Source organism: Burkholderia guangdongensis (genome assembly GCF_013403875.1).
GTDB classification, from domain to species: Bacteria; Pseudomonadota; Gammaproteobacteria; order Burkholderiales; family Burkholderiaceae; genus Burkholderia; species Burkholderia guangdongensis.
Map to the genome: position 1 here is coordinate 491,857 of NZ_JACBNX010000001.1, position 24,030 is coordinate 515,886.

The 24,030-nt window shown below is 68.6% G+C and carries 21 protein-coding genes; 18 read left to right on the forward strand and 3 right to left on the reverse strand.

Annotation, left to right across the window (positions count from 1 at the left end; all coding sequences use genetic code 11):
* Positions 1-10 precede the first annotated feature (10 nt).
* Positions 11-1,888, reverse strand: coding sequence for an amidohydrolase (locus tag HZI36_RS02130; RefSeq protein ID WP_179400945.1), 1,878 nt, complete (start codon positions 1,886-1,888; stop codon positions 11-13).
* A 242-nt stretch (positions 1,889-2,130) separates the two neighbouring features.
* Here HZI36_RS02130 and HZI36_RS02135 point away from each other — a divergent pair, with 242 nt between their 5' ends.
* From HZI36_RS02135 to HZI36_RS02145, 3 genes are all read left to right on the forward strand, one after another.
* On the forward strand, positions 2,131-2,502 hold the full coding sequence (locus tag HZI36_RS02135) for a CidA/LrgA family protein (protein WP_179400946.1): 372 nt from the start codon (positions 2,131-2,133) through the stop codon (positions 2,500-2,502).
* Positions 2,499-3,236 carry an LrgB family protein gene (locus HZI36_RS02140; RefSeq protein WP_179400947.1) on the forward strand — a complete coding sequence of 246 codons (738 nt, stop codon included), beginning with the start codon at positions 2,499-2,501 and terminating at the stop codon, positions 3,234-3,236. Before HZI36_RS02135 ends, HZI36_RS02140 begins: the two co-directional genes overlap by 4 nt.
* Positions 3,237-3,476: 240 nt before the next feature.
* Positions 3,477-6,326 carry an ATP-binding protein gene (locus HZI36_RS02145; RefSeq protein ID WP_179401059.1) on the forward strand — a complete coding sequence of 950 codons (2,850 nt, stop codon included), beginning with the start codon at positions 3,477-3,479 and terminating at the stop codon, positions 6,324-6,326.
* Here the strand turns inward: HZI36_RS02145 and HZI36_RS02150 are convergent.
* On the reverse strand, positions 6,310-7,218 hold the full coding sequence (locus HZI36_RS02150) for a LysR family transcriptional regulator (RefSeq protein WP_179400948.1): 909 nt from the start codon (positions 7,216-7,218) through the stop codon (positions 6,310-6,312). The genes HZI36_RS02145 and HZI36_RS02150 overlap by 17 nt on opposite strands.
* Before the next feature lie 290 nt (positions 7,219-7,508).
* Between HZI36_RS02150 and HZI36_RS02155 the strand changes: the two genes are divergently transcribed.
* The 6 genes from HZI36_RS02155 to HZI36_RS02180 all read left to right on the forward strand — a co-directional run bounded on the left by HZI36_RS02155 (position 7,509) and on the right by HZI36_RS02180 (position 12,162).
* Positions 7,509-7,862, forward strand: a complete 354-nt coding sequence (locus HZI36_RS02155; RefSeq protein ID WP_179400949.1) for a hypothetical protein — start codon at positions 7,509-7,511, stop codon at positions 7,860-7,862.
* Positions 7,863-8,127: 265 nt separating this feature from the next.
* Entirely contained in the window at positions 8,128-9,042 is a 915-nt protein-coding gene (locus tag HZI36_RS02160) for a dioxygenase family protein (RefSeq protein ID WP_179400950.1), read from the forward strand.
* Between the two features lie 13 nt (positions 9,043-9,055).
* Entirely contained in the window at positions 9,056-9,805 is a 750-nt protein-coding gene (locus HZI36_RS02165) for an SDR family oxidoreductase (protein WP_179400951.1), read from the forward strand.
* Positions 9,806-9,823: 18 nt separating this feature from the next.
* Positions 9,824-10,705 carry a beta-keto acid cleavage family enzyme gene (locus HZI36_RS02170; protein ID WP_179400952.1) on the forward strand — a complete coding sequence of 294 codons (882 nt, stop codon included), beginning with the start codon at positions 9,824-9,826 and terminating at the stop codon, positions 10,703-10,705.
* Positions 10,706-10,813: 108 nt separating this feature from the next.
* Positions 10,814-11,791: a quinone oxidoreductase family protein gene (locus HZI36_RS02175; protein WP_179400953.1), complete on the forward strand. Its 978-nt coding sequence runs from the start codon at positions 10,814-10,816 to the stop codon at positions 11,789-11,791.
* Positions 11,788-12,162, forward strand: coding sequence for a cupin domain-containing protein (locus HZI36_RS02180; protein ID WP_179400954.1), 375 nt, complete (start codon positions 11,788-11,790; stop codon positions 12,160-12,162). The genes HZI36_RS02175 and HZI36_RS02180 overlap by 4 nt, the downstream gene beginning before the upstream one ends.
* Before the next feature lie 68 nt (positions 12,163-12,230).
* Here the strand turns inward: HZI36_RS02180 and HZI36_RS02185 are convergent, their stop codons facing one another.
* The gene (locus tag HZI36_RS02185; RefSeq protein ID WP_179400955.1) at positions 12,231-13,295 is read right to left on the reverse strand and encodes a LacI family DNA-binding transcriptional regulator; all 1,065 of its coding nucleotides are present in this window, start codon (positions 13,293-13,295) and stop codon (positions 12,231-12,233) included.
* Between the two features lie 298 nt (positions 13,296-13,593).
* Between HZI36_RS02185 and HZI36_RS02190 the strand changes: the two genes are divergently transcribed.
* The 9 genes from HZI36_RS02190 to HZI36_RS02230 all read left to right on the forward strand — a co-directional run bounded on the left by HZI36_RS02190 (position 13,594) and on the right by HZI36_RS02230 (position 23,997).
* Complete coding sequence (locus HZI36_RS02190; protein WP_179400956.1) at positions 13,594-14,604, forward strand: sugar ABC transporter substrate-binding protein; 1,011 nt, start codon at positions 13,594-13,596, stop codon at positions 14,602-14,604.
* Positions 14,605-14,611: 7 nt separating this feature from the next.
* Entirely contained in the window at positions 14,612-16,123 is a 1,512-nt protein-coding gene (locus HZI36_RS02195) for a sugar ABC transporter ATP-binding protein (protein ID WP_179400957.1), read from the forward strand.
* A 2-nt stretch (positions 16,124-16,125) separates the two neighbouring features.
* Complete coding sequence (locus HZI36_RS02200; RefSeq protein WP_179400958.1) at positions 16,126-17,106, forward strand: ABC transporter permease; 981 nt, start codon at positions 16,126-16,128, stop codon at positions 17,104-17,106.
* On the forward strand, positions 17,103-18,107 hold the full coding sequence (locus HZI36_RS02205) for an ABC transporter permease (protein ID WP_246326929.1): 1,005 nt from the start codon (positions 17,103-17,105) through the stop codon (positions 18,105-18,107). The genes HZI36_RS02200 and HZI36_RS02205 overlap by 4 nt, the downstream gene beginning before the upstream one ends.
* A gap of 190 nt (positions 18,108-18,297) precedes the next feature.
* Positions 18,298-19,410 (forward strand): porin, encoded by a 1,113-nt coding sequence (locus HZI36_RS02210; protein ID WP_425485190.1) that lies wholly within the window; start codon positions 18,298-18,300, stop codon positions 19,408-19,410.
* A gap of 111 nt (positions 19,411-19,521) precedes the next feature.
* Positions 19,522-20,652 carry a YncE family protein gene (locus HZI36_RS02215; RefSeq protein WP_179400959.1) on the forward strand — a complete coding sequence of 377 codons (1,131 nt, stop codon included), beginning with the start codon at positions 19,522-19,524 and terminating at the stop codon, positions 20,650-20,652.
* A gap of 102 nt (positions 20,653-20,754) precedes the next feature.
* A complete protein-coding gene (locus HZI36_RS02220) occupies positions 20,755-21,300 on the forward strand; it encodes a heme-binding protein (protein WP_179400960.1) in 546 nt (181 codons plus the stop codon).
* Positions 21,301-21,336: 36 nt separating this feature from the next.
* Positions 21,337-22,563 carry an acetamidase/formamidase family protein gene (locus HZI36_RS02225; RefSeq protein ID WP_246326930.1) on the forward strand — a complete coding sequence of 409 codons (1,227 nt, stop codon included), beginning with the start codon at positions 21,337-21,339 and terminating at the stop codon, positions 22,561-22,563.
* A gap of 93 nt (positions 22,564-22,656) precedes the next feature.
* Entirely contained in the window at positions 22,657-23,997 is a 1,341-nt protein-coding gene (locus HZI36_RS02230; protein WP_179400961.1) for an MFS transporter, read from the forward strand.
* Positions 23,998-24,030 lie beyond the last annotated feature (33 nt).

Below are 24,030 nucleotides of genomic sequence, written 5' to 3' on the forward strand. Positions count from 1 at the left end.
CCGGGCGGGTTCAGAACGCGAAGCAGCTGCAGCCGAGCGCACCCCAGAAGCCGCGGTCGTCGCCGGCCGGCACGTTGCTGCGCCACGCGAACAGATGGCCGTGTGCGTGCACGCCGCACAGGTTCGCGCAGCCGTCGACGCACGCGCGCGCGGCCGCGGACGGCGCCGGCCGGTAGCGGCTGTAGCCGCCGAACTCGGCGATGGGCGACCAGGTGGGGCTCACCGGCAGCGGCGGTGGCGCGAGCGGCGTGAACTCGTCGTCCGCGTGCACCACCTTGCCGTTCACGACGGTCAGCACCGACGACAGATACTTGATCTGTAGCTCGTCGATCGTGAAGTAGTCGTCGGAGAGCGCGGCGAAATCCGCGTAATGGCCGGGCATGAGCGCGCCCTTCACGTCCTCCTCGCCGGAGAACCACGCGCTGCCGACCGTGTAGCGCCGCAGCGCCTCCATCCGGTCGAGCCGATTGCGCTCCGGGTACATCGTGGTGCCGCCGACCGTGCTGCCGGACACCATCCAGTACAGCGAAACGAACGGGTTGAAGCTCGCGACGCGCGTCGCATCCGTGCCCGCGCCGACCGGCAGCCCGGCCGCGAGCATCTTGCGGATCGGCGGCGTGTGCATGGCCGCGTCGGCGCCGTAGCGCGCGATGAAGTATTCGCCCTGGTAGGCCATCCGGTGCTGTACCGCGATGCCGCCGCCGAGCGCGGCGATCCGCGCGATGTTCGCGTCCGAGATCGTCTCGCAGTGGTCGAAGAACCAGCGCAGCCCGTTGAACGGCACTTCGCGGTTCACTTCCTCGAATACGTTCAGGAAGCGGCTGATCGATTCGTCGTATGTCGCATGCAGCCGGAACGGCCAGCGGTTCTCGACGAGCAGCTTGACGACCGCCTTCAGCTCCGCTTCGAGCGACGCGGGCAGGTCGGGCCGCGGCTCGAGAAAATCCTCGAAGTCGGCGGCCGAGAACACGAGCATCTCGCCGGCGCCGTTCATCCGCAGGAACGCGTCGCCGTCGCCGGGCTTCGTCATCTTCACCCACTTCGCGAAGTCGTCGATCTCCTTCTTCGCGTTCTGCGTGAACAGGTTGTACGCGATTCGCATCGTCAGCTCGCCGCGCTTAGCCAGATCCATGATCACCGCGTAGTCGTCGGGATATGCCTGATAGCCGCCGCCCGCGTCGATCGCGCTCGTCACGCCGAGCCGGTTCAGCTCGCGCATGAAATGGCGCGTCGAATTGATCTGATCGTCATGGCCGAGCTTCGGGCCTTTCGCGAGCGTCGCGTACAGGATCCCCGCGTTCGGGCGCGCGATCAGCATCCCGGTCGGATTGCCGTGCCGGTCGCGTTGAATCTCGCCGCCCGGCGGGTTCGGTGTGTCCTTCGTATAGCCGACCGCGCGCAGCGCGGCCGCGTTCAGCAGCGCGCTGTCGTACAGGTGCAGGATGAACACCGGCGTATCGGGCGCGATCGCGTTGATCTCGTCGAGCGTCGGCAGGCGCTTCTCCGCGAACTGCAACTCGTTCCAGCCGCCGACGACGCGCACCCATTGGGGCGCCGGCGTTTTCGCGACCTGGCGGCGCAGCATGTCGAGCGCGTCCGCGAGGGACGGCACGCCGTCCCAGCGCAGCTCCATGTTGAAGTTCAGCCCGCCGCGAATCACATGCAAGTGAGAATCGTTCAGGCCGGGTATCACGGTGCGACCGTTCAGGTCGATCCGCTGCGTGTTGCCGTGTGCGTGACGCATCACGTCGCGGTCGTTGCCGATCGCGAGCACTTTGCCGTCCTTCACCGCGAGCGCGGTGACGAACGAGCGCTGATCGTCCTGCGTCGCGATCTTGCCGTTGTAGAAGATCGAATCTGCGGTGCTCACGTGCGTATCGGCAGTCATGGCAGGTTTCCGGTAGGTGTTCTGACGAGATGCCTACACGCTACATGGCAGGCATCTGAAAGTCCTTGAGTTCGGCCTGAAATGTTCTGAAGTGGCCGCGCGGCCGGGGTGAATCGGGCAGGCGGGCCAGCGGACGGCGGCACGCAATGTTGATACGATCGCGCATTGTGTTCGCGCGGCGGCAGCGGGCGGGGCCGTCCGGCCCGGCGCCGCGCGGCATTCGAAACAGGGGAGGGCGGCCGATGCTGCGCGCGCTTGCGGTGCTGTTGACGTTTCAGTGTCTCGGGGAGGGCGTGTCCTATCTGTTCGGGCTGCCGGTACCGGGGCCCGTGATCGGGATGCTGCTGCTGTTCGGATTCGTGCTGCTGCGCCCGGGTGTCGCCGATGCGGTCGAGCCGACCGCGCTCGAGCTGCTGCGCCATCTGTCGCTGTTGTTCGTGCCGGCGGGTGTCGGCATCATGACGTCGGCCGCGCGGTTGCGCGGCGAAGTGATCGCGGTCGGCGCCGCGCTCGTCGTCAGCACGACGCTCGCGATCGCGGTCACCGCGCTCGTCACGCGCGCGTTGCTACGCCGTCAGCATCGCGACGACCCATCCGGGGAGGGCGCGCGATGACTGCACTTCCGAAGCTCGGCGCGATCTGGGTCTATCTGGCCGCGAGCCCGTTGCTCGGGCTGACGATCACGCTGATCGCGTATCTCGCCGCGCAGGCGATCTACACGAAGGCGCGCTTCAATCCGCTCGCGAATCCGGTGCTGATCGCGATCGCGCTGCTCGTCACGCTGCTCGAACTCACGCATACGTCCTATGCGACCTACTTCGAAGGCGCGCAGTTCGTCCACTTCCTGCTCGGCCCGGCGACGGTCGCGCTCGCGCTGCCGCTTTATCGCCAATGGCCGAAGCTGCGTCGCGCGGCGCTGCCGCTGCTGGGCGGCCTCGTTGCCGGGTCGCTGACCGCGATCGTATCGGCGGTCGGCATCGCGGCACTGTTCGGCGCGTCCCGTCAGACGATCGCGTCGCTCGCGCCGAAGTCCGCGACGACGCCGATCGCGATGGCCGTCGCGGCCGGGATCGGCGGGATTCCGTCGCTGACCGCCGTGCTCGTGATCTCCACGGGGATCTTCGGCGCGGTGTTCGCGCGCGTGATCCTGAACGGCGTGCGCGTGACCGAACCCGTGGTGCGCGGCTTCGCGCTCGGCGTCGCGTCGCACGGCATCGGCACCGCGCGCGCATTCCAGGTCAGCGAGGAGATGGGCGCGTTCGCGGGGCTCGGGATGGGACTGAACGGCGTGTTCACCGCGTTCGTCGTGCCGGTGCTGCTGCCGATCGTGTCGCGCTGGCTGTCGTGACGGCTGTCGTGACGGTTTTCGCACGGGCGCTGCCGCGTGGGTGATTCGGCCACCGATCGAGCCGTCCGGCGGCGCTCCGCACGGCTCGATCGGCGCTTCCGTCATTTCAAAAAATTCGATCGTTTGGTTCGGAATATTTAAAGCTTCGAAAGAAACAAATGACGTAGCATGGGCGTCCCGGATGACGTCCCGCGCTGTCTCGGAACGTCAATGACCGACTTTCGGAGAGACAGTCTCGCAATGATCCGGATCGGGCCACTTCATGTTTTTCTCGAGCAACGCGAAATACGCTCGAACGGCGAACCGATGCGCATCGGCAGCCGCGCATTCGATGTTCTCGAACTGCTGATCGAGGCGAACGGGCAGCTCGTGTCGAAAGACGACATCATGCGCCGCGTGTGGCCGACCACCGTCGTCGAGGAAAACAACCTGCAGGTGCACATCGCCGCGCTGCGCAAGGCGCTCGGGGCCGATCGCGACCTGATCCGCACCGTGCCGGGCCGCGGCTACCGGCTCGTCGGGCTGCGCGGCGAGGCCGCATCGCGGCCGCCGGACGCGCGGCGTGCAGCCGCATCGCCAGCGCCGGCCGTGCATGTCGAGTCCATCCATCGAGAACCCATGCATCGCGAGCCGCCGTCGGCGCTCGCCACATCGTTGACCATGATGCCGCCGCCGCGCGACGCAGCCGGGCCGACCGCGCTGGTCGGCCGCGAGGACGCGATCGCCGACGTGCTCGACGGGCTCGAGCGCGCGCGCGTCGTCACGCTCGTCGGCCCCGGCGGGATCGGCAAGACGCGGATCGCGGCCGAGGTCGCCGCGCGTGCGGAGAGCCGCTATGCGGACGGCGCGGTGTTCGTGCCGCTCGCGTCGGTGCTGGATCCGCGCTTCGCGCTCGATGCGCTCGCGGGCGCGCTCGGCCTCGCGCAACTGGGCGGCGCGCAGTCGCTCGAGTCCATCGTCGCGGCGCTCGCGGGCCGACGGCTGCTGCTCGTGCTCGACAACTGCGAGCATCTGATCGACGTCGCCGCGCGGATCGCGAGCGCGATCACCAGCGCGCACGACCGGATCACCGTGCTCGCGACGAGCCGCGAAGCGCTGCGGATTCCGGGCGAGCGGCTCCATCCCGTGCTGCCGCTCGACGTGCCCGCCGAGCATGACGCACGCGACGCGGTGTTGAGCGCGAGCGCGGTTCAACTGTTCGTCGCGCGCGTGCGCGCGGCCGATCCGCGCTTTCCGCTCGACGCGCGCTGCATCGCGCTGGTCGCCGCGATCTGCCGCCGCGTCGACGGGATTCCGCTCGCGATCGAGCTGGCCGCCGCGCGCGCGGCGGTGCTCGGGCTCGAGGTGCTGGCCGAGCATCTCGACGATCATTTCCGGCTGCTGACGGGCGGCTTCAGGACCGCATTGCCGCGCCATCAGACACTGAAGGCGACGCTCGACTGGAGCTACCGGCTGCTGTGCGACGCGGAGCGCCTGTTGCTGCGCTGGCTCGGCGTGTTCCTCGACGGATTCTCGTTCGACGCCGCACACCAGATCGTCGGCAGCCTCGGGTTTTCGCGCGAGGAGTTGCTCGATGCGCTCGGCGGGCTCGTCGCGAAGTCGCTCGTGATTCGCGAGAGCGCGCACGGCGCGACGCGCTATCGGCTGCTCGCGACGACGCGTGCGTACGCGTTGCAGCAGCTCGAGGACAACGGCGAGCACAAGGCGGCCGCGCTGGCGCATGCGCGCTACTTCCAGACGCTGATTACGCGGGCCGCGCCCGGGCACGGTGACCGGCGCGCGGATGCCTGGCACGACACGTTCCGCCACGAGCTCGGCAATTTGCGCGCGGCGCTCGACTGGGCATTCGCGCCGGGCGGCGATCTGTCGGTCGGCGTCGCGCTCGCGACGATGGTCGTGCCGTGCCTGTTCGATCTGTCGCTCGTCGGCGAATGCCGCGACCGCGCGCGGACCGCGCTCGACGCGACGCTCGACCCCGAGATCGCACCCGTGGCTGCCGACACGCGGTTGCGGCTGCTGGCCGCGTATGCGACCGCGCTCGTCTACACGGACGGGCCGACGCCGGCGGTGCACGAAGCATGGATCGCGGTGCACGCGCTCGCGCTGTCGACGGGCGACGTCGAGTATGAGTTGCGTGCGCTGTGGGGCCGCTGGAACACCTATCAGACCGCGGGCGACGTGCGCGCCGCGCAGCAATGGGCGCGGCGCTTTCGCGCGGCCGCGCATGCGCTCGACCAGCCCGCGGCGCGCGTGCACGCGCTGCGCAGCGAGGCGGTCGCGCTGTTCTACGCGGGCGAGCCGGCCGCGGCCGGCCGGCGGCTCGAAGGGACGCTGCGCGCGTACGAGCACGGCACGCACTGCGCGACGGCGGCCGGCCTGCACGTCGAGTTCGTGATCATCGCGCGGGCGATGCTCGCGCGTGTGCGCGCGACGCAGCGCGCGCCGGACGACGCGTTGCGGCTCGCGACGCAGGCGTTCGACGCGGCGCTCGCCTGCGCGCACGATCTCGTGATCGGCTACGTGGCCGCCGAAGGGCTCGTGCCGGTTGCGCTGCAGGTCGGCGCATTCGACGTGGCGGCGCGCGGGATCGCGACGCTGCGCGCGTGCGCGACGCGCGCCGGCGCGGCGATCTGGCTCGCGTGCTGCGATTGCTATGAAGAGTGCTTGCGCGCGATGGCGACAGGCGCCGGCGCGACGCGGGTCGTACCATTCGGTGCGGCGATCGACGCGCTGCGCGGGACCGGCTATCTCGCGCCGCTGACGTTCGTGCTCGCGCAGTACGCGTGCGCGCTGCGCGAAGCCGGGCAGGTCGCCGACGCGGCCGACGTGGTCGACGACGCGTTGCGGCACTGCGATGCGACCGGCGAGCGCTGGTTCGCCGACGCGCTTGTGCGCCTGCGCGCGGAGATCGTCGGCTTCGGCGGCGCGATCGTCGCGGGGCCGGCGTTGCTGGACGGGACGGCCGCTGCGGCGGTCGGGGAGACGGCCGCGTTGCCTGACGAGACGATCGCGTTGCCCGATGAGTCGTCCGCGTTGCCTGACGAGCCGGTCGACGCGCCGGGCCGCGACGCGGTCAGTGCAGGGCGATGAAGCGGTCGAGCAGGTCCGGGTGGTCGAGCTGCTCGACCCACCAGCGCAGCGCGCGGCCGGCCTCGTCGTCGCGCCACGCGAGATAGCAGTCGGTGGTTTCGCGCATGCCGGTCACGCGGCGCGCGACGAGCCGGCCATCGGCGATCGCGGGCGCGGCGATGCACTCGGGCAGCGTGCCGACCGCGAGCCCTTCGCACTGCGCGGCGAGCTTCGTCGCGAGGCTCGGCACCGCGAGATACGGCTGGGCCGGATCGAACGCGACCGAGCGCGGCGGCGAGTCGCGCGACGTGTCGCTGATCACCGCGCATCGATGCTGGACGACGGTCTGCAGTGCGATCGGTTCCGGCATCTGCGCGAGCGGATGATCGGGCGCGATCGCAAACACGTGGCGCAGTTTGCCGATCGGTCGGGCGATGATGTTCGGCAGTGCCGGCGGTTCGCCCGCCGCGCCGACGACGAGATCCGCGCGGCGCGAGATCAGCGCGTCCCAGGTGCCGCCGAGCACTTCGGTCGACAGGCGCAGCCGCGTATCCATGTCGAGTGCGTAGAACGCATGCACGTACGGCCAGAACGCCTCGAACGGCAGGATTTCGTCGACGCACACGCGCAGTTCGGTTTCCCAGCCATCCTGGATCCGTTGCGCCTTCAGCTCGAGCTGCTCGGCCGCGTCGAGCAGCCGGCGGCCTTCCTCGACGACGACGCGCCCCGCATGCGTGAGCTTCGCGCGCCGGCCGCTGCGGTCGAACAGCATCACGCCCAGGTCGCTCTCGAGCTTCTGCACCAGATAGCTGAGCGCGGACGGCACGCGATGCAGCAACTCGGCCGCTTCGGCGAACGTGCCGGTGCGGTCGATCGCGTCCAATGCCTCGAGGGCTTCGAATGACAACTTCATTACAACAGATCCTTTGTGTGATATCGACGCGTCAATCTTTCATCGTAACGTCAGTTGACGCGCCGCACACGCGATTCATAACAATTCAGGCCAGGAACAGCGCGCCCGGCACGCGCCCCGTCCACCCGCGCATCGACGACGCAATCAGGAGAATTCAGCCTGCTTTCAGGACAAGCGCGGGTTCGTCGTCTAGTTTGAACGAGCGTGTCCCCGGTTGCCGCGGCGCCGGCGCGCGATCCGGCAGCATCAGGCTATCGGCCATCGACCATCGACAAACAAGGAGAATCGACATGACCCAGTTTCGCGCGGCTTCGGTAGTGCTCGCGGTATCGATCGGCATCGCGTTGCTGCACGCGCCGGCCGCTTTTGCCCAGAATTCGGCGCAGGATTCGGCGCCGGCAGCCGCGCCGGCGACAGTGGCCCCGGCCGGCGCCTCGATGTCCAGGCAGGACCTGAAGGCGCAGCGCAAGGCCAGGCGCAAGGCGGCGCGAGCGAAGCGGAACGCGGACCTGAGCGCAATCGAGAAGAACGGCTATCGGCTGACCGGCGACCAGACCAATTATCCGGAGAACCTGCAGAACGCCGAACGCAAGGCCGCCGACCAGAAGAAGGGCGCCGCTGGCGCGTCGTCGCCCGCGCAATGACGGCCGCCCGCCGCGACACGCACCGCCAGCCGGCGGCGCGTGTTGCGGCGCCCGGACGCTCTCGCCCCCGCGCGCGGTCCCGCGCGCCGCGCAGCCGTGCGGATTCGCCTGGCAAGATCGGCCGATCCAATGCAAACGGTTGCTTTCCATAGATAGCAAAAATCCACCATCTACGCCCCGTTGACTAGGGTTAACGCTCTATTTTCACAGGCTGGATGGCGTGTACTATTGCATCAAATTATGCAAACGATTGCATGGAGGCGTCATGAATGACCAGACTGTTTGGAGCGGCATCACGGACGATCCCGAGTCCGTCACCGCGATCGTGAAGGCGGCGATGGCCGGGACGCAGGACGCGCGGCTGCGCGAGATCGTCGATACGCTCGTCGATTACGGGCACGCGTTCCTGAAGCAGGTGAAGCTGACGGACGAGGAGTTCGAGCGCGGCCTCGCGTTCCTGCGGGACACCGGGCACGCATGCAACGCGCGGCACAACGAGGTCGTGCTGCTGTCGGACGTGCTCGGCTTTTCGACGCTCGTCGCGTTGCTGAACAACTCGGATGCGAGCGAGCGCACGCCGGGTGCGCTGCTTGGCCCGTTCTATCGCGGCGGCTCGCCCGTCTACGAGAACGGCCAGTCGATCGCGAGCGCGGGCTCGCCCGGCGCGCCGCTGTTCATGCGCAGCCGCGTGCTCGACACGTCCGGCCAGCCGGTCGCGAACGCCGCCGTCGAGGTGTGGCAGGCGTCGCCGGTCGGCCTCTACGAGAACCAGGACGACAGCCAGCCCGACCGGAACCTGCGCGGCCGCTTCCATACCGACGCGCAAGGCCGCTTCAGTTTCCGCAGCGTGCGTCCGGCCGGCTACCCGGTGCCGATCCACGGCCCGGTCGGCGCGCTGCTCGCCGCGCAGCAGCGCCATCCGTACCGTCCGGCGCACATCCATTTCGTGATCGTCGCCGACGGCCATGCGACGCTCGTGTCGCAGGTGTTCGCCGACGACGCCGAGCATCTCGATTCGGACGTCGTGTTCGGCGTGAATCGCCGCCTCGTCGGCAAGTTCGAGCGCCAGGAGCCGGGCACCGGGCCGCTGGCGGACGCGGGTGTTGCGTATTACACGCTCGATTTCGATTTCACTCTGGCCGAGGGCACGCCGACGTACCCGACGCCGCCGATCGACTGACGAGGAGCGCACCGTGTCAGGCAAGTTGAACGAAAAAGTGGCCGTCATTCTGGGCGGCACCGGCGGGATCGGCGTCGTGACCGCGACGCGTTTCGCCGAAGCGGGCGCGCGCGTCGTCGTGGTTGGACGGCGCGACACGGAGGAGGCGCGGCGGATCGCTGCCGCGCTGCCCGGCGACGGGCATTCTGCCGCGCTCGCGACGATCACCGACAGCGCGACGCTCGCCGCGCTCGCCGACGATGTGCGCGCGCGCTATGGTCGCGCGGACATCCTCGTGAACGCGTCGGGCTTCACGCAGCCCGTCAGGCACGCGGATCTCGATGCGCTGACCGACGAACTGATCGACGAGATCATGAAGGTCAACTGGCGCGGCCAGTTCGCGGCGATCCGCGCGTTTCGCGCGCTGCTCGACGCGTCGGGCGACGGGCTCGTCGTCAACGTGTCGTCGATCGCCGGCACGACCGGCAACGGCAGCAACGTCGCATACTGCGCGGCGAAGGCCGGGCTCGACGTGATGGCGGTGTCGCTCGGCCGCGCGCTCGCGCCGCGGATTCGCGTGCTGAACGTGTCGCCGGGCGTCGTCGATACGCCGTTCGTGCCGGGGCGCGGCGCCGATTTCAACGAGAAGGCCGCGGCGACGACGCCGCTCGGCCGGATCGGCGCGCCCGACGACGTCGCCGCCGCGATCGTCGCGTGCGCGACGACGCTGACGTTCAGCACCGGCGCGACGATCGTCGTCGACGGCGGCCGCCGCCTGAACTGACCGCCAGGAGAGACATCGATGCATGCCCGCAAGACCATCATCACGTGCGCCGTCACCGGCAACATCACGCGTCCCGACCAGCATCCCGGCCTGCCGATCACGCCCGCGCAGATCGCGAACGCGTCGCTCGAAGCCGCGCAGGCCGGCGCGGCCGCGGTTCATATTCACGTCCGCGACCCATCGACGGGCCGCCCGTCGATGGACGTCGCGCTCTATCGCGAAGTGATCGAGCGGATCCGCGCGGTCGATCCCGAGCTGATCATCAACCTGACGACCGGCCCCGGCGGCCGCTTCATTCCGAGCGACGACGATCCGAAGGTCGCCGCGCCGGGCACGACGCTGCTGCCGCCGGAAAAGCGCGTCGAGCACATCCTCGCGCTGAAGCCCGACATCTGCAGCCTCGATCTGAACACGATGAATTCGGGCGCCGAGGTCGTGATCAACACGCCGAAGAATGTGACGCGGATGGCGAACGTGATTCGCGAGGCCGGCGTGAAGCCGGAGCTCGAGATTTTCGATACCGGCGACATCCATCTCGCGCGCGACCTGATCGCGTCGGGCGTGCTCGACGGGCCCGGTCTCTGGACGCTCGTGACGGGCGTGAAGTACGGCTTCTCCGCGTCGCCGGAAACGCTGCTCTATGCGCGCGACCTGTTGCCCGCGGGGGCGGTGTGGTCCGCGTTCGGGATCGGCCGCTTCGAGTTTCCGATCGTCGCGCAGTCGTGGCTCGCGGGCGGCCACGTGCGCGTCGGGCTCGAGGACAACATCTATATAGACAAGGGTGTGCTCGCCGAAAGCAACGCGGCGCTCGTCGCGCGCGCGCGGGAGATCGTGACGCTGCTGGGCGGCGAGATCGCGACGAGCCGCGATGCGCGCGAACTGCTGGGCCTCGCGCGCTGAGCGCGATCGGCCGGCCTCGCGATGGACGGAGCCGCGCATCGACGCGCGATCCGGCTCCGGGTCGCCACGCAATGCACAGGAATCCAATCATTCAGGAGAACAATCAGCATGAAGAACATTCGCGTTCAGGAAAAGAGCGCCGACATCGGTTCGCTCGCACTGGACATCGGCGCGCAGGCGCGCCCGCGCATCGGCGCGACCGAATGCCTGATCGAAGTCGAGAGCGCGGGCGTGAACCCGAGTGACGTGAAGGCCGTGCTCGGCTACATGCCGCATGCGGTGTGGCCGCGCACGCCCGGCCGGGACTATGCGGGACGCGTGATCGATGGCCCGCCGGACCTGATCGGCAAGGCGGTCTGGGGCAGCGGCGGCGAGCTCGGGATCCGGCGCGACGGCACGCATGCGCGCTATCTCGTCGTGCCCGCGCATGCGGTGCGGGAGAAGCCGGCGAACCTGACGATGGACGAGGCGGGCGCGGTCGGCGTGCCGTTCGTCACCGCGTTCGAGGGCCTGCGGCGCGCGGGTGGCGCGCGGCGCGGCGACGTCGTGCTGGTGCTCGGCGCGAACGGCAAGGTCGGGCAGGCCGCGATCCAGCTCGCGACGATGGCGGGCGCGGAGGTGATCGGCGTCGAGCGCCGTGATCGGCCGTATATCGGCCATGCGAGCGGCGACGTGACGATGATCGACGCATCGGCGGTGCCGTTCGACGAGCTCGTGCTCGACATGACGGCCGGCCGCGGCGCGAACATCGTCTACAACACGGTCGGCAGTCCGTACTTCGAGCGCGCGAACCGCGCGATGGCCGTGCGCGGCACGCAGATCTTCATCTCGACAATCGAGCGCGCGGTGCCGTTCGACATCTTTGCGTTCTATCGCGGGCAGCACACGTACGTCGGCGTCGACACGCTCGCGCTCGACGCGCAGGATGGCGCGCAGATACTCGATACGCTTGCGCCGTCGTTCGAAGAGGGCGTGCTCAAGCCGTTCCCGATCGACGGCGACTTCGTGTTCGATCTCGCGGACGCGGCGCGCGCGTATCAGACCGTGTTCCGGGGTGTCGCGAACCGCGTGCTGCTGAAGCCATGAACGTGACCTGCTTCGCGGATGCCCGCGAATACTTTCCGCCGAATCACTTCATGATGCGCTGCGTGCGGCTGCAGGGGCACGAAGCGGGGCCTGCCGAGTCGCTGTGGCTGGGTGTGTCGACGATCGAGCCGGGCGGATACACGACGATGGACGCGTCCGCGCTCGAGAAGCATTACGTCGTGCTCGAAGGCGAGGTCTGCATCGAGACCGACGGCGGCGAGGTCGTGCTGAACGCGTTCGATTCGTGCCGGCTCGCGCCGGGTGAGCGACGCGCGCTGCACAACCGGTCCGATCGTCCGGCGAAGATACTGCTCGCGATGCCGTTCGCGCAGGCCGTCCCGCCCGTGGCGGCGCGGCCGATATCGGCCTGATCGGCGACGAGCGGCGCATGCGGTAGCGGATGAGTGCCCTCTGCGGGCGCTGTCCGGAGCCGGGCCCGTCAGCCCGCGCGCGCGCGGCTCCCGGCGGCCCGGCGCGCGCCCGTCGACCCGCGCACCACCAACTCGGGCGCGAGCGTGATGCGCAACGGCGACGCGGCCGGCGTCGCGATCATCCCGAGCAGCAGGCGCGCGGCCTGCCTGCCCATTTCGCGATGCTGGATGCGCAGCGTCGTCAGCGGCGGATTCAGCATGTCGAGCAGCGGCATGTCGTTGTGGCCGATCAGCGAGATGTCCCGCGGGCACGCGATCAGCCGTTCCGCGAACACGTCGTAGCAGCCGAGCGCGATCAGGTCGTTCGCCGCGATGATCGCGGTCACGTTCCGGTGCTCGTCGAGCAGCCGCTCGCATGCGGCGCGCCCGGCCTCGCGCGTGAACTCGGCCGCCTCGACGACGACGTTCGCCGCGAGATCGTGTTCCTGCGTCGCGATCCGGAAGCCCTGCAGCCGCGACAGGCCGGTCGCGAGCCGCTCGGGCCCCGACAGGTGCGCGATACGCGTATGGCCGAGTCCGACCAGGTGATCGACCGCGAGCCGCATCGACAGGAAGTCGTCGTTGATCACTTCGGGCACCTGGCCGCCGTCCTCGCCGCGATTGACGAGCACGACGGGCACGCCGTCGAGTACGCAGCGCCGCACCAGCGGATCCTGCCGCGCGGCAGTCGCGAGCACGAGGCCGTCGACCTGGCGCTCCAGCATCTGCTCGAGCATGCGCTCCTGATCCTTCGGCTTCCCGACGATGTTCGCGATCAGCACGCCGTAACCCTCGGCGGAGAGCTCCTCCTCGATCCCGCAGACCATCGGCGGAAACACCGGGTTCGAGATGTCCGGCAGGCACACGCCGATCACCTTCGACTGACCGCCGCGCAGCGCGGACGCGAGCCGGTTCTGGCGATAGCCGAGCGATTTCGCGACCGCCAGCACACGACGCACGACTTCATCGCCGATCAGGTGACGGGTGGCGGGATTCAGCACGCGCGACACCGTCGACGCATTGACGGAGGCCGCGGCGGCCACTTCGCGGATCGTGACGCGGCCGGCGCCGCGCGTTTCGGAAGATGAAGTCATGGAAACGGTCTGTGGAATGACAACCGATTGTATCGATGCAAAGGGTTGCCTTCAATGTTGCAGGTAAAAACCCTGATGTTTTAGGGACTTGAGTGCATTGACAGTCACGTTCTTTGCGGTAGTATATGCATACGTTTGCATAGAAGATTGACCGTGGCGTGGCGGCTATACGTCGGAGGTTGAATGCGTGGTCGCCGTGTTGTCAGCGGTATCTGTCACGCCATGTTTTGCAAACGATTGCATTGACGCGGATCTGGCGATGCGCGAACGCGGACAACCAACGTAAAGGAGTCAGTGGATGGAGACGAATTCGAAACCCGAACGGAAAGCGGCACGCGCGCGCGTCGCGCGGCGCATGGCTGCCGCGTGCGCGGCGGCGCTCGGCATCGGTCACGGCGCGCATGCGCTCGCGGCGAACGAGACGCTCGCCGCGTTCTACAAGAACCAGGTCGATCCGCATTTCGCGCTCGTGCATGCCGGCGTCGATGCCGAGGCGAAGCTGCTCGGCGTGTCGGTCACGCACTACGCACCGACCCGGCCGAACGATCTCGGCGAACAGTTGAGCGAGCTCGAGGACGTCAGCGTGAAAAAGCCTGGCGCCGTGCTGTTTATGGGCGTGAACCCGCGCGGCGTCGTGCCGGAGATCGAGAAGCTCAATGCGATCGGCATCCCGATCGTCAACTACAACGACCGGGTCGCGGGCGGCAAGTTCGCGTCGGTGGTCGTCGCGGACGACTACGACCTCGGGCTCGACGTCGCGCGCTATCTGTTCAAGCGCCTCGGCGGCAAGGGCAACGTCGTGATTCTCGAAGGCGTGAAGGGCTCGACGACGAGCGACGAGCGCGTGCGCGGGTTCAGGAAGGCGCTCGAGGAATTCCCGAACGTGCATCTGCTCGCGTCGCAGCCCGCGAACTACCAGCGCCTGCAGGCGCTGCAGACGATGGAGAACCTGATCCAGTCGAACCCGAAGATCGACGGCGTGCTCGCGGCCGCCGACGTGATGGCGATGGGCGCGATCGAGGCGCTCGAGGCCGCGGGGCAGAAGCAGACGCAGGTCGTCGGCATCGGCGGCGTGCCGGAGTCGGTGAAGGCGATCAAGGACGGGCGCCTGCTCGCGACGGCCGAATTCAACGGCTTCAAGATGGGCTGCATCGCGACGATGGCCGCCGTCCGCACGCTGCGCAAGGAACCGGTGCCGAGCACGGTGCTGATCAAGGGCATCGTGATCGACAAGACCAACTACGCGCCGTTCGAGCTGCCGGGCGACCAGCGGCAGTGCCCGGCGTGGAGCGACGTGGCCCGCAATTGAGGTGAACATGGAAACCCCAACCCCGATCGAGCGCGTGCCGCGCCTCGAGTTGCGCAGGATCTGCAAGAACTTTCCCGGCGTGCGCGCGCTGACCGACGTCGATCTCGCACTCTATCCGGGCGAAGTGCACATGCTGCTCGGCGAGAACGGCGCCGGCAAGTCGTCGCTGATGAAGGTGCTGTTCGGTGCGTACCGCGCCGATGCCGGCGAGATCTACTACGACGGCGAACCGGTCGCGATCGAGTCGCCTGCCGACGCGAAGCGACTCGGCATTGCGGTGATCTTTCAGGAGTTCTCACTGGTGCCGCATCTGTCGATCGCGCAGAACATCTATCTCGGCCGCGAGCCGCGCAACCGCTTCGGCCTGGTCGATCATCGGCGCATGCACGCGGACGCGGCCGCGGTGCTCGCCCGGCTCGGGCTCGCCTACGACACGCGAACCCACGCGGCGGATCTCGGCGTTGCGCAGCAGCAGATGGTCGAGATCGCGAAGGCGCTGTCGCACGACGCGAGCGTGGTCGTGATGGACGAGCCGACCGCGGCGATTTCGGACCGCGAGGCCGACGCGCTGTTCGCGGTCGTGCGCGGGCTGCGCGACGCGGGCGTCGCGATCGTCTACATCTCGCACCGGATGAAGGAGGTGTTCGATCTCGGCGACCGCGTGACGGTGCTGCGCGACGGCCGCCTCGTCACGTCGATGCCGGCTGCCGACGCGACGCCCGACGAGCTGATTGCGCTGATGGTCGGGCGCCAGGTCGGCACCGTCTATGAGCGCCGCCACTTCGGCGCGCCCGGCGAGATCGCGCTCGACGTGCGCGGCCTGACGACGGCGACCGGCGTGAACGGCGTCGATCTGCAGGTGCGTTGCGGCGAGATCGTCGGGCTGTCGGGCCTCGTCGGCGCGGGGCGGACCGAGGTCGTGCGCGCGGTGTTCGGCGCCGATCCGGTCAAGGGCGGGCGCGTCGAGATCTTCGGCGAGCCGGCGTCGGGCGGCCCGCATGCGATCGCCGCGCGCGGCGTCGGCCTGATCCCGGAAAACCGCAAGCAGGAAGGGCTCGCGCTGCGGCGCTCGGTGCACGAAAACCTGCTCGCGGCGAGCCTCTGGCGGCTGTTCCCGACCGGCTGGTATCGCGCGGACCGCGCCAGGCGCGCGACCCGCGCGCTGATCGAGACGCTGCGGATCGCGCCGGGCCAGCCGGGCAAACGCGCGCGCTTCCTGAGCGGCGGCAATCAGCAAAAGATCGTGATCGGCAAATGGCTCAGCGCCGGCTGCCGGCTGTTCATTTTCGACGAGCCGACGCGTGGCATCGACATCGGCGCGAAGACCGAGATCTTCAATCTGATCGAGCGGCTCGTCGAGCAGGGCGCGGCCGTGCTGCTGATCAGCTCCGAGTTGTCGGAGATCGTGCACGTGTGCGACCGCGCGTACGTGATGCGCGACGGCGCGATTTCGGGCGAACTGCCGCGCGAGCGGCTCTCCGAGCAGAACATCCTGAGTCTGGCCATGCATGGAGGTTGACGATGTCCTATGAAACGAAACGGGAAGGCAGGGATCCGGCCGCGCGGCGCAGACGCCCGCTGCCGTCGGTCGTATGGGCGAGCGCCGCGCTGGTCGTGGCGGCCGCGTTCGGCGTGCACGGTTTCGCGTCGCGCGCGAATCTGGTCGACATCGGCCTGCAGGTGTCGATGCTGGTGATGATCGCGATGCCGATGACGCTCGTGATTCTCAGCGAAGGGCTCGACCTGTCGGTCGGCGCGCTGCTGAGCCTCGCGGGCGTCGTGTTCGCGCAGACGCTCGGCATGGGTGCCGGAATCGGCGCCGCGCTCGCGGCGGCGGCCGCGGTCGGCGTCGCGGTCGGTTTCCTGAACGGCACGCTCGTCGCGCGGCTCGGGCTGCCGCCGTTCGTCGTCACGCTCGGCACGCTCGGCATTGCGCACGGCATCGCGCTCGCGCTGACCGACGGCAACGCGGTCGTCGTCGCGACGCCCGCCGTGTCGCAGCTGTACGCGTCGTCGGTGCTCGGCGTGCCGTTCCCGGTGGTGTGCGCGCTCGCCGGATATGCACTCACGCATCTGCTGCTCTATCACACGAAGTTCGGCGCGTACGTGTTCGCGATCGGCGGCAATCGCGACGCGCTGACACTGGCCGGCGTGCGGGCACGCGCGTATCACGTTGCGATCTACGTGCTGAGCGGCCTGTTCGCCGGCCTGGCCGCGCTGCTGCTCGTCGGCCGGATGAATGCGGCGGAGCCGAATGCCGCGATCGGCATGGAGTTCGATGCGATCGCCGCCGTCGTGCTCGGCGGTACGTCGTTCGAGCGCGGCGAAGGGTGGCTGCCCGGCACCGCGATCGGCGTGCTGACGATCGGCGTGCTGCGCAATGCGCTGAATCTGATCGGCGTCGAGTCGTCGCTGCAGGTCGTATCGATCGGCCTGCTGGTGCTCGCGGTCGTCGTCGTCGACAGCGTCCGCAAATCCCGTCTCCAAGGAGCGCAAGCATGAGTATCGAGAACCACTCCCGGTTGGGGTTCGCGCGCGTCGCGCGCGCCGACATGCGCGGCCGGTTGTCGGAAGACACCGTCGCGCTGATCTATCGCGCGTTGCTCGTCGGCGCGATCGCGCTTGCGCTCGTGTTCGCGTCGAATGGCTTCGCCACCTCCGCGAACCTGCTGAACGTGCTGCGGCAGGCGAGCCTGATGTTCCTGCTCGCGTCGGGGCTCACGCTCGTGATCCTGTCCGGCGGCTTCGACCTGTCGATCGCCGCGAATCTGACGCTGTCCGCGTGTCTCGCCGCCGGCGCATTGAAGTCGGGCGGCTCGCCGTGGCTCGCGGTCGCGACCGCGCTGTCGTGCGGCGCGTCGATCGGGCTCCTGAACGGGCTCGCGGTCACGTTCCTGCGGCTGCCGCCGTTTCTCGCGACATACGGCATGTTGTGGGTCGTGCAGGGCTTCGCGTTCCACTATATGGGCGGCAACGAGATCTTCGGTTTTCCGGCGGGCTTTCGCGCGCTCGGCACCGGGTTCTGGTGGGGCGTGCCGATTCCGGTCTACATGATGCTGCTCGTGCTGATCGCGGGCACCGTCGTCACCGCGTGCCTGAACGTCGGCCGGGAGATCTACGCGATCGGCTCGAATGCCGAGGCCGCGCGGTTGTCCGGGATTCCGGTGCGGCGGCGCCGGATCGCGGTCTACACGATCAGCGGGCTGATGGCGGGCATTGCGGCGGTCGTCTACCTCGCGCGCGTGAACGCGGCGGATTCGGCGATGGGCGAGCCGATCCTGTTGCCCGCGATCGCGGCGATCCTGATCGGCGGCGCGTCGCTGTTCGGCGGTGTGGGTTCGTTGCTCGGCACGCTGTTCGGCTGCGTGATCCTCGCGCTCGTGATCGACGGCATGAACCTGCTCAATCTCGATGCGAACTGGCAGCCGCTCGTCGTCGGCGTGGTGCTGCTGATCGCGGTGCTCGCCGATGCGCTCGGCCGCCGGCACGCGGAGAAGGCCTGAGCCTGGCAAAGAAAGAGACGATTTGACAAGCGGCGGGACTGTTCGGCGATGGTGTCAGGTGGAATCGCCCTTAACATGAAACTGAAGCATGCATTTCGATGTGCGAATTAATTGAAGGCATCGAAGGCATCGAAGGAATCGATTGACCAAGGTCCAGTCATGGATCGCAGACATGGAGGGGTAGAACGTGGTGGAGATCAGAAAAACGGCGGTCGTGGCGGCCATCGGCGCGGCGCTGAGCGGCGCGGCGTTCGCGCAGAGCAGCGTCACGCTGTCCGGCAAGATCGACGACGGCATCACTTACGTGACCAACGAGGGCGGGCATTCGAACGTGAAGATGGACAGCGGCGTGCTGTTCCCGAACCTGTGGATCATGTCGGGCCACGAGGATCTCGGGGGCGGTAACGCGGCGGTGTTCAAGCTGTCGTCGATGTACAACCTGAACAACGGCCGGCTCGTCGGCGGGCAGAACACGATGTTCGGGCAGCAGGCGTATGTCGGCTTGCAGACCAACTACGGCACGATCACGTTCGGCAACCAGTTCGACTTCACGGCCGAGTTCCTCGCGCCGCTGAACGTGAGCTCGTCGGGCAGCGGGTACGCGATTCACCTGGGCGACTTCGACCGCACGAACAACGACCGGCTGACGAACTCGATCAAGTACATGAGCCCGACCTGGGGCGGTTTCCAGTTCGGCGCGATGTACGGGTTCAGCAACGTGCCGGGCAGTTTTCACGACAACAGCGGCTGGAGTGCCGGCGTGCAGTACTCGAACGGGCCGCTGACGCTCGCGACGATGTACACGACCGTCGCCACGCCGACGATCGATCCGTACGCGCAGATCGGCGTGCACTCGTTCTTCGGGCAGACGGTCGCGAGCGGCTCGGGCGACAACGTCACCGATCTCGCGCCGTCGTTCCAGATCCGCTCGCTCGGCACGCTCGGCGTCGGCGGATCGTACGCGATCGGCGACGTCACGGTGTATGCGAACTACACGAACACGGTTCTCAAGTACCTGGACGAGAAGTCCGTGATGAACGTGTACGAAGGCGGCGCGACGTGGCAGGTGACGCCCGCGTTCCAGCTCGTCGGCGGCTATCAGCACACGAGCTTCGAAGGGCACGCGTGGAACCAGGTGACGGCCGCGGCGCTGTACGCGCTGTCCAAGCGCACGCAGGTGTATCTGTCGTCCGATTACCTGAAGGCGTCGGCCGGCGTCGACGCGGTGATCGGCGCGAGCTTCGAGCCGGCGCCGACCGGCCATCAGGCGGACGTGCGGATCGGCCTCGCGCATACGTTCTGACCGAATCATGCGCCGTCCGGCCGGCGTGACGCGGGCGGGGCGGCGAACCCTTCGCATCCCGGTTCATGCCGGAACACAGGAACCATCAACAAGCAACTGGAGGAGTCGAAAATGAAACGAGTCTATTGTGCAATCGCACTGGCGAGCATGACCGCGGCGGGCGCCGTCGCATGGGCCGCGGACGCGGCGAGCAGCGGGCCGAAGTGGCTCGCGAACATTCCGATGACGAGCGCGAAGCCGTTCGGCTTCGACATCAGCGCGGCGTCGGACGGCCTCTATTACCTCGCCGACGGCTCGAACGCGACGCTCGACGTGTTCGATGCGAAGACGATGACGCTGCGCGACCGTATCACCGCGGACTTCGCCGGCATCGGCGCGAACCATGACAAGTCGGGCCCGTCCGGCGTGATTCCGATTCCGGGCACGTCGCAGGTGTACGTCGGCGACGTGAACGCGGTCAAGGTGATCGACGTCGCGTCGAAGCAGATGCTGAAGCGCATCGAGGTCAGCACGTCCGGCATTCGCGCGGACGAAGGCTGTCTCGATCCGCAGCATCACGTCGTGATGTTCTCGAGCGGCGCGGAGGAGCCGCCGTTCGCGACGTTCATCAACACCGATACGCAGTCGGTGATCGCGAAGCTGCCGCTGAAGGATTCGACCGGGCTCGAGGCCTGCGCGTACGACCCGAAGAACGACAACTTCGTGCTGAACAACGACGGCACGAAGGCGAACCCGAAGGGCGAGGTCGACCTGATCCCGGCGAAGTCGGTGCTCGAAGGCAAGCCGGTCGTGCAGACGGTGCTGAAGCTGAAGGGCTGCGAAGGGCCGAGCGGCCTCGCGCTCGGGCCGGGCAACGACGCGCTGATCGGCTGCGATCCGGACGAGGGCGGCCGGCAGACGACGCTGATCATCGACCGCACGAACGGCACGCCGCTCGCGGAGCTGCCGTTCGGCGGCACCGACGAGGCGGTCTACGACCCGGTGTCGAACCGCTACTTCCTCGCCGCGGGCCATCACTCGGCGGACAACGTGTCGCGCGTCGGCGCGAAGGGCGTGAAGTTCGACCCGGCGCTGGGGATCATCGACGCGAGCACGCGCAGCCTGGTCGCGATCGTGCCGACCGGCACCGGCTCGCACTCGGTCGCGGTCGACGGCGGCTCCCATCACGTGTTCGTGCCGTATGCGGCCGGGTCCGCCGCGCAGTTCCCGGGGACGGGCGTCGCGGTGTTCGCGACCGAATGACGTTTGTGTCGTAAGCGGCTTGCCGCGGGACGAGCGCGTCCCGCGGTCTTTTGGGGCCGTACCGGGTGTATCGGACGAATGAATCTGAATCAGGATAACGAAGTGAAATTCAGCTTGTGGCGCGGGCGGTGGATGCGGGCAGCGATCGCGTCGATCGGCTGCGCGAGCGCGGTTCACGCCGCGTTCGCGGACGATACGAGCGCGACCGTGCCGGCGCAGGCCTACGTGCTGAGCTATGCGCAGACGCAGAAGCTGCTCGCGTTCGCGGTTGCGGAGGCGAACGTGCGCCATCTGTCGATGGGCTTCGCGGTCGTCGATCCGGGCGGCCATCTGCTTGGTGCGGCGCGGATGGACGGCGCGTCGTTCTCGAGCATCGATTTCGCGCGCGGCAAGGCGTTCGCGTCGGTCGCGCTCGGCGGCCAGTCCGGCGTGACGCTCGAGCAGCGGTATCGCGACGATCCGTCCGAATACAGCAACATGTCCGGCGCCGGCTACTACGCGCCGTTCCTGCCGGGGCGCGGCACGTTCCCGGTGTTCATGAACGGGCATCTGCTCGGCGCGATCGGCGCGGCCGGCGCGCCGTCCGCGATCGATGACCAGGTGGTGCTGCGCGCGATCGACGCGCTCGGCGCCCAATCCGCGCGTTGATCGCGCACTGTCCTTGAAACTCAGTCAGGAAAACGTATGACACACAACATGGAGATCGGACGCTCGGCCGGCACCCCGGCGAGCGATCTGGAGACCGCCGGCGCCGCTGGTGCCGCTGGTGCCGCTGGTGCCGTCACGCAGGACGCGACCGCGCTCTGCCGCCGCACGATGCTGAAGCTCGGTTTCGGCGCGATCGCGGCGGGCCTCGCGGTCACCGCGCGCGCGCAGACGGCGTCGCCCGCCCGTGGCGCGACGATGCGCGCGCTGCCCGGCGGCAGAACCGTGAAGCTCGTGCCGTCGTGGGACACGGTGCAGGTCGGCCAGATGTCGCCGAACGCGAATCCGGCGGTCACGATCCGCTCCGGCGACACGGTCTGGTACGACGGCACGTGGACCAACTGGGGCAACGAGGCGAAGTACGGGATGGGGTTCAAGGAGCGCGAGCCGATCCGCAAGAAATACCCGAACGGCGCGTTCTCGCTGATCGGCCCGGTCGTGATCGACGGTGCGCAGCCGGGCGACGTCGTCGAATGCCGGATGCTGAAGATGCGGCCGATCGACTGGGGCTGGAATTCGGCGCCGCCGGGCGTCGGCGCGCTGCCTGGCGACTTCGGCCCGTACCTGCGCTACCTGAAGTTCAACGACGCGCGCACGCACGCGTCTTACGTGCCGGGCGTGAACATTCCGCTCAGACCGTTTCAGGCGTACCTCGGCACGCAGCCGCCCGGCGACCGGATGACGAGCGCGAACTTCGCGGGCAGCTACGGTGGCAACCTCGACTGCGCGGTGCTCGGCGTCGGCACATCGGTGTTTCTGCCGGTACAGATGGACGGCGCGCGCGTGTGGACCGGCGGCTCGATGGGCGCATCGGGCGAGGGCAATATCGACCAGACGTCGATCGAATCCGCGTTCGAGGAGATGCGGATCCAGTTCTTGCTGCATAAGCGCTCGAAGCTCGACGGCCCGATGGCGGAGACGCCCGAGCACTGGATCGGCTTCGGCTTCGCTGACGGCAGCCTCGACGCCGCGCTCGTAGCATGCATCCGGCAGATGATCGGCTGGATGTCGGCCGCGACCGGCATCGAGCCGGTGGACTGCTATGGAATCCTGAGCGTGTCGGGTAGCTTCCGCATCACGCAGTACGCGCACCAGACGCGCACCGTCTACGCGACGGAGCCGCCGAAGGGCGTGCACTGCATGCTGCCGAAGGAGATTTTCACGGCCGAGATGCTGCAGCGCCTGTCGGCTTACACGCGCGCGTGACGGCGCGCTCTTTCCGGTATTCACAAGGCGCGGCCGCGCCGGCGTTTCGCCGCTTCGGCGAGCCGCCCGGCGCACGCCGCAGGAGATGAAGTGATGGAATTCAAGGATCGAAAGGCCCCCGTTGCCGAGGACCTGTCGCCGGCCGGCGGCGCGAGCCGGATCGTCGCGCTCGTGGTCTGCTTTCTCGTCGTCGTGCTCGACGGCTTCAACACGACGTCGATCTCGTTCGTCGTGCCGACGCTCGCGCGCGACTGGCATCTCGCGCCGGCCGCGTTCACGCCGGTGTTCGTCGCGACGAACGTCGGCGCCGCGATCGGCTTCATCGTCACCGGGCCGCTCGCGAACCGCTTCGGCCACCGCGCGGTCGGGCTCGCGAGCGTCGCGCTGTTCGGCGCCAGCACGCTGCTGACGATGTATGCGGGCAGCGTCGCGCTGCTATCGGCGATGCGCGTGCTGGCCGCGATCGGCCTCGGCGCCGCGCTGCCGATCGCGATCACCGCGTCGGCGTCGATTATCGGCGCGAAGCACAAGGTTGCCGCATCGGTGCTCGTGACGACCGGCATGTCGGTTGGCGCGGTGATCGGCGGCGTGATTGGCGGCCCGCTGATGCACGACTTCGGCTGGCGGTCGGTGTTCGTGATCGGCGGCGTGCTGCCGTTCGCGGTCGCGCCCGCGTTCTACCGGATCCTGCCCGCGACGGCGGCAACAGCGGCCACCGCGGCAACAGCGGCCGCGGGCGGCCCGCACGCGGCACCGCGCGTCGCGAATCCGCTGCGCGCGCTGTTCGCGAACGGTTTCGCCGGCTACACGTGCGTGCTCTGGCTGTTCTCGTTCCTGATCTTCATGGATGTCTACGCGCTGATGTTCTGGTTCCCGACGCTGCTGCTCGCGTTCGGCTTCTCGCTCGAGCAGGCGCCGGCCGGAATGGCCGCGTTCAGCATCGGCGGCCTGAGCGGCAATCTGCTGATGACGGCCGCGGTGGCCGCGATGACGGTCGCCGGCCGGCTGCGCGTGAAGTCGGCGCTGACGGTCGGGATCGTCTGCGTGATCGCGAGCATCGCGGCGCTGAGCCGGGTCGCGTTGCCGGCGCCGGCCGTGCTGCTCGCGATCGGCGTGATCGGCGCGGGGCTCGTGAACGGGATCATGGGACAGACCGCGCTCGCCGTCGCGTTCTATCCGTCGAGCCTGCGCGCGACCGGCGTCGGCTGGGGCCATGCGATCGGGCGCGTCGGCTCGTTCGTCGGTCCGGCGATCGGCGGCGCGCTGCTCGCGACCGGCTGGGCGCCGCGCAGCATCGTGCTCGTCGCGATCGGGCCGGCACTCGCCGCGATCGTCGTGCTCGGCGCGCTGGCGCTCGTCGGGCGCCGGGCGGGCGAGCCCGACGCGCAATCGGATGTGCAAGCGGACGCGCAAGCCGCGCCGGCCGGCCATTGAAGCGGCGACGAAATGTGCTCAATCACCTGATCA

Coding starts and splice junctions, on each gene's coding strand:
- HZI36_RS02185 (WP_179400955.1), bottom strand. CDS start 13,295: ATGACTTCATCTTCCGAAACGCGCGGCGCCGGCCGCGTCACGATCCGC.
- HZI36_RS02200 (WP_179400958.1), top strand. CDS start 16,126: ATGTCCTATGAAACGAAACGGGAAGGCAGGGATCCGGCCGCGCGGCGC.
- HZI36_RS02140 (WP_179400947.1), top strand. CDS start 2,499: ATGACTGCACTTCCGAAGCTCGGCGCGATCTGGGTCTATCTGGCCGCG.
- HZI36_RS02190 (WP_179400956.1), top strand. CDS start 13,594: ATGGAGACGAATTCGAAACCCGAACGGAAAGCGGCACGCGCGCGCGTC.
- HZI36_RS02195 (WP_179400957.1), top strand. CDS start 14,612: ATGGAAACCCCAACCCCGATCGAGCGCGTGCCGCGCCTCGAGTTGCGC.
- HZI36_RS02130 (WP_179400945.1), bottom strand. CDS start 1,888: ATGACTGCCGATACGCACGTGAGCACCGCAGATTCGATCTTCTACAAC.
- HZI36_RS02170 (WP_179400952.1), top strand. CDS start 9,824: ATGCATGCCCGCAAGACCATCATCACGTGCGCCGTCACCGGCAACATC.
- HZI36_RS02150 (WP_179400948.1), bottom strand. CDS start 7,218: ATGAAGTTGTCATTCGAAGCCCTCGAGGCATTGGACGCGATCGACCGC.
- HZI36_RS02205 (WP_246326929.1), top strand. CDS start 17,103: ATGAGTATCGAGAACCACTCCCGGTTGGGGTTCGCGCGCGTCGCGCGC.
- HZI36_RS02135 (WP_179400946.1), top strand. CDS start 2,131: ATGCTGCGCGCGCTTGCGGTGCTGTTGACGTTTCAGTGTCTCGGGGAG.
- HZI36_RS02180 (WP_179400954.1), top strand. CDS start 11,788: ATGAACGTGACCTGCTTCGCGGATGCCCGCGAATACTTTCCGCCGAAT.
- HZI36_RS02160 (WP_179400950.1), top strand. CDS start 8,128: ATGAATGACCAGACTGTTTGGAGCGGCATCACGGACGATCCCGAGTCC.
- HZI36_RS02215 (WP_179400959.1), top strand. CDS start 19,522: ATGAAACGAGTCTATTGTGCAATCGCACTGGCGAGCATGACCGCGGCG.
- HZI36_RS02145 (WP_179401059.1), top strand. CDS start 3,477: ATGATCCGGATCGGGCCACTTCATGTTTTTCTCGAGCAACGCGAAATA.
- HZI36_RS02175 (WP_179400953.1), top strand. CDS start 10,814: ATGAAGAACATTCGCGTTCAGGAAAAGAGCGCCGACATCGGTTCGCTC.
- HZI36_RS02225 (WP_246326930.1), top strand. CDS start 21,337: ATGACACACAACATGGAGATCGGACGCTCGGCCGGCACCCCGGCGAGC.
- HZI36_RS02230 (WP_179400961.1), top strand. CDS start 22,657: ATGGAATTCAAGGATCGAAAGGCCCCCGTTGCCGAGGACCTGTCGCCG.
- HZI36_RS02155 (WP_179400949.1), top strand. CDS start 7,509: ATGACCCAGTTTCGCGCGGCTTCGGTAGTGCTCGCGGTATCGATCGGC.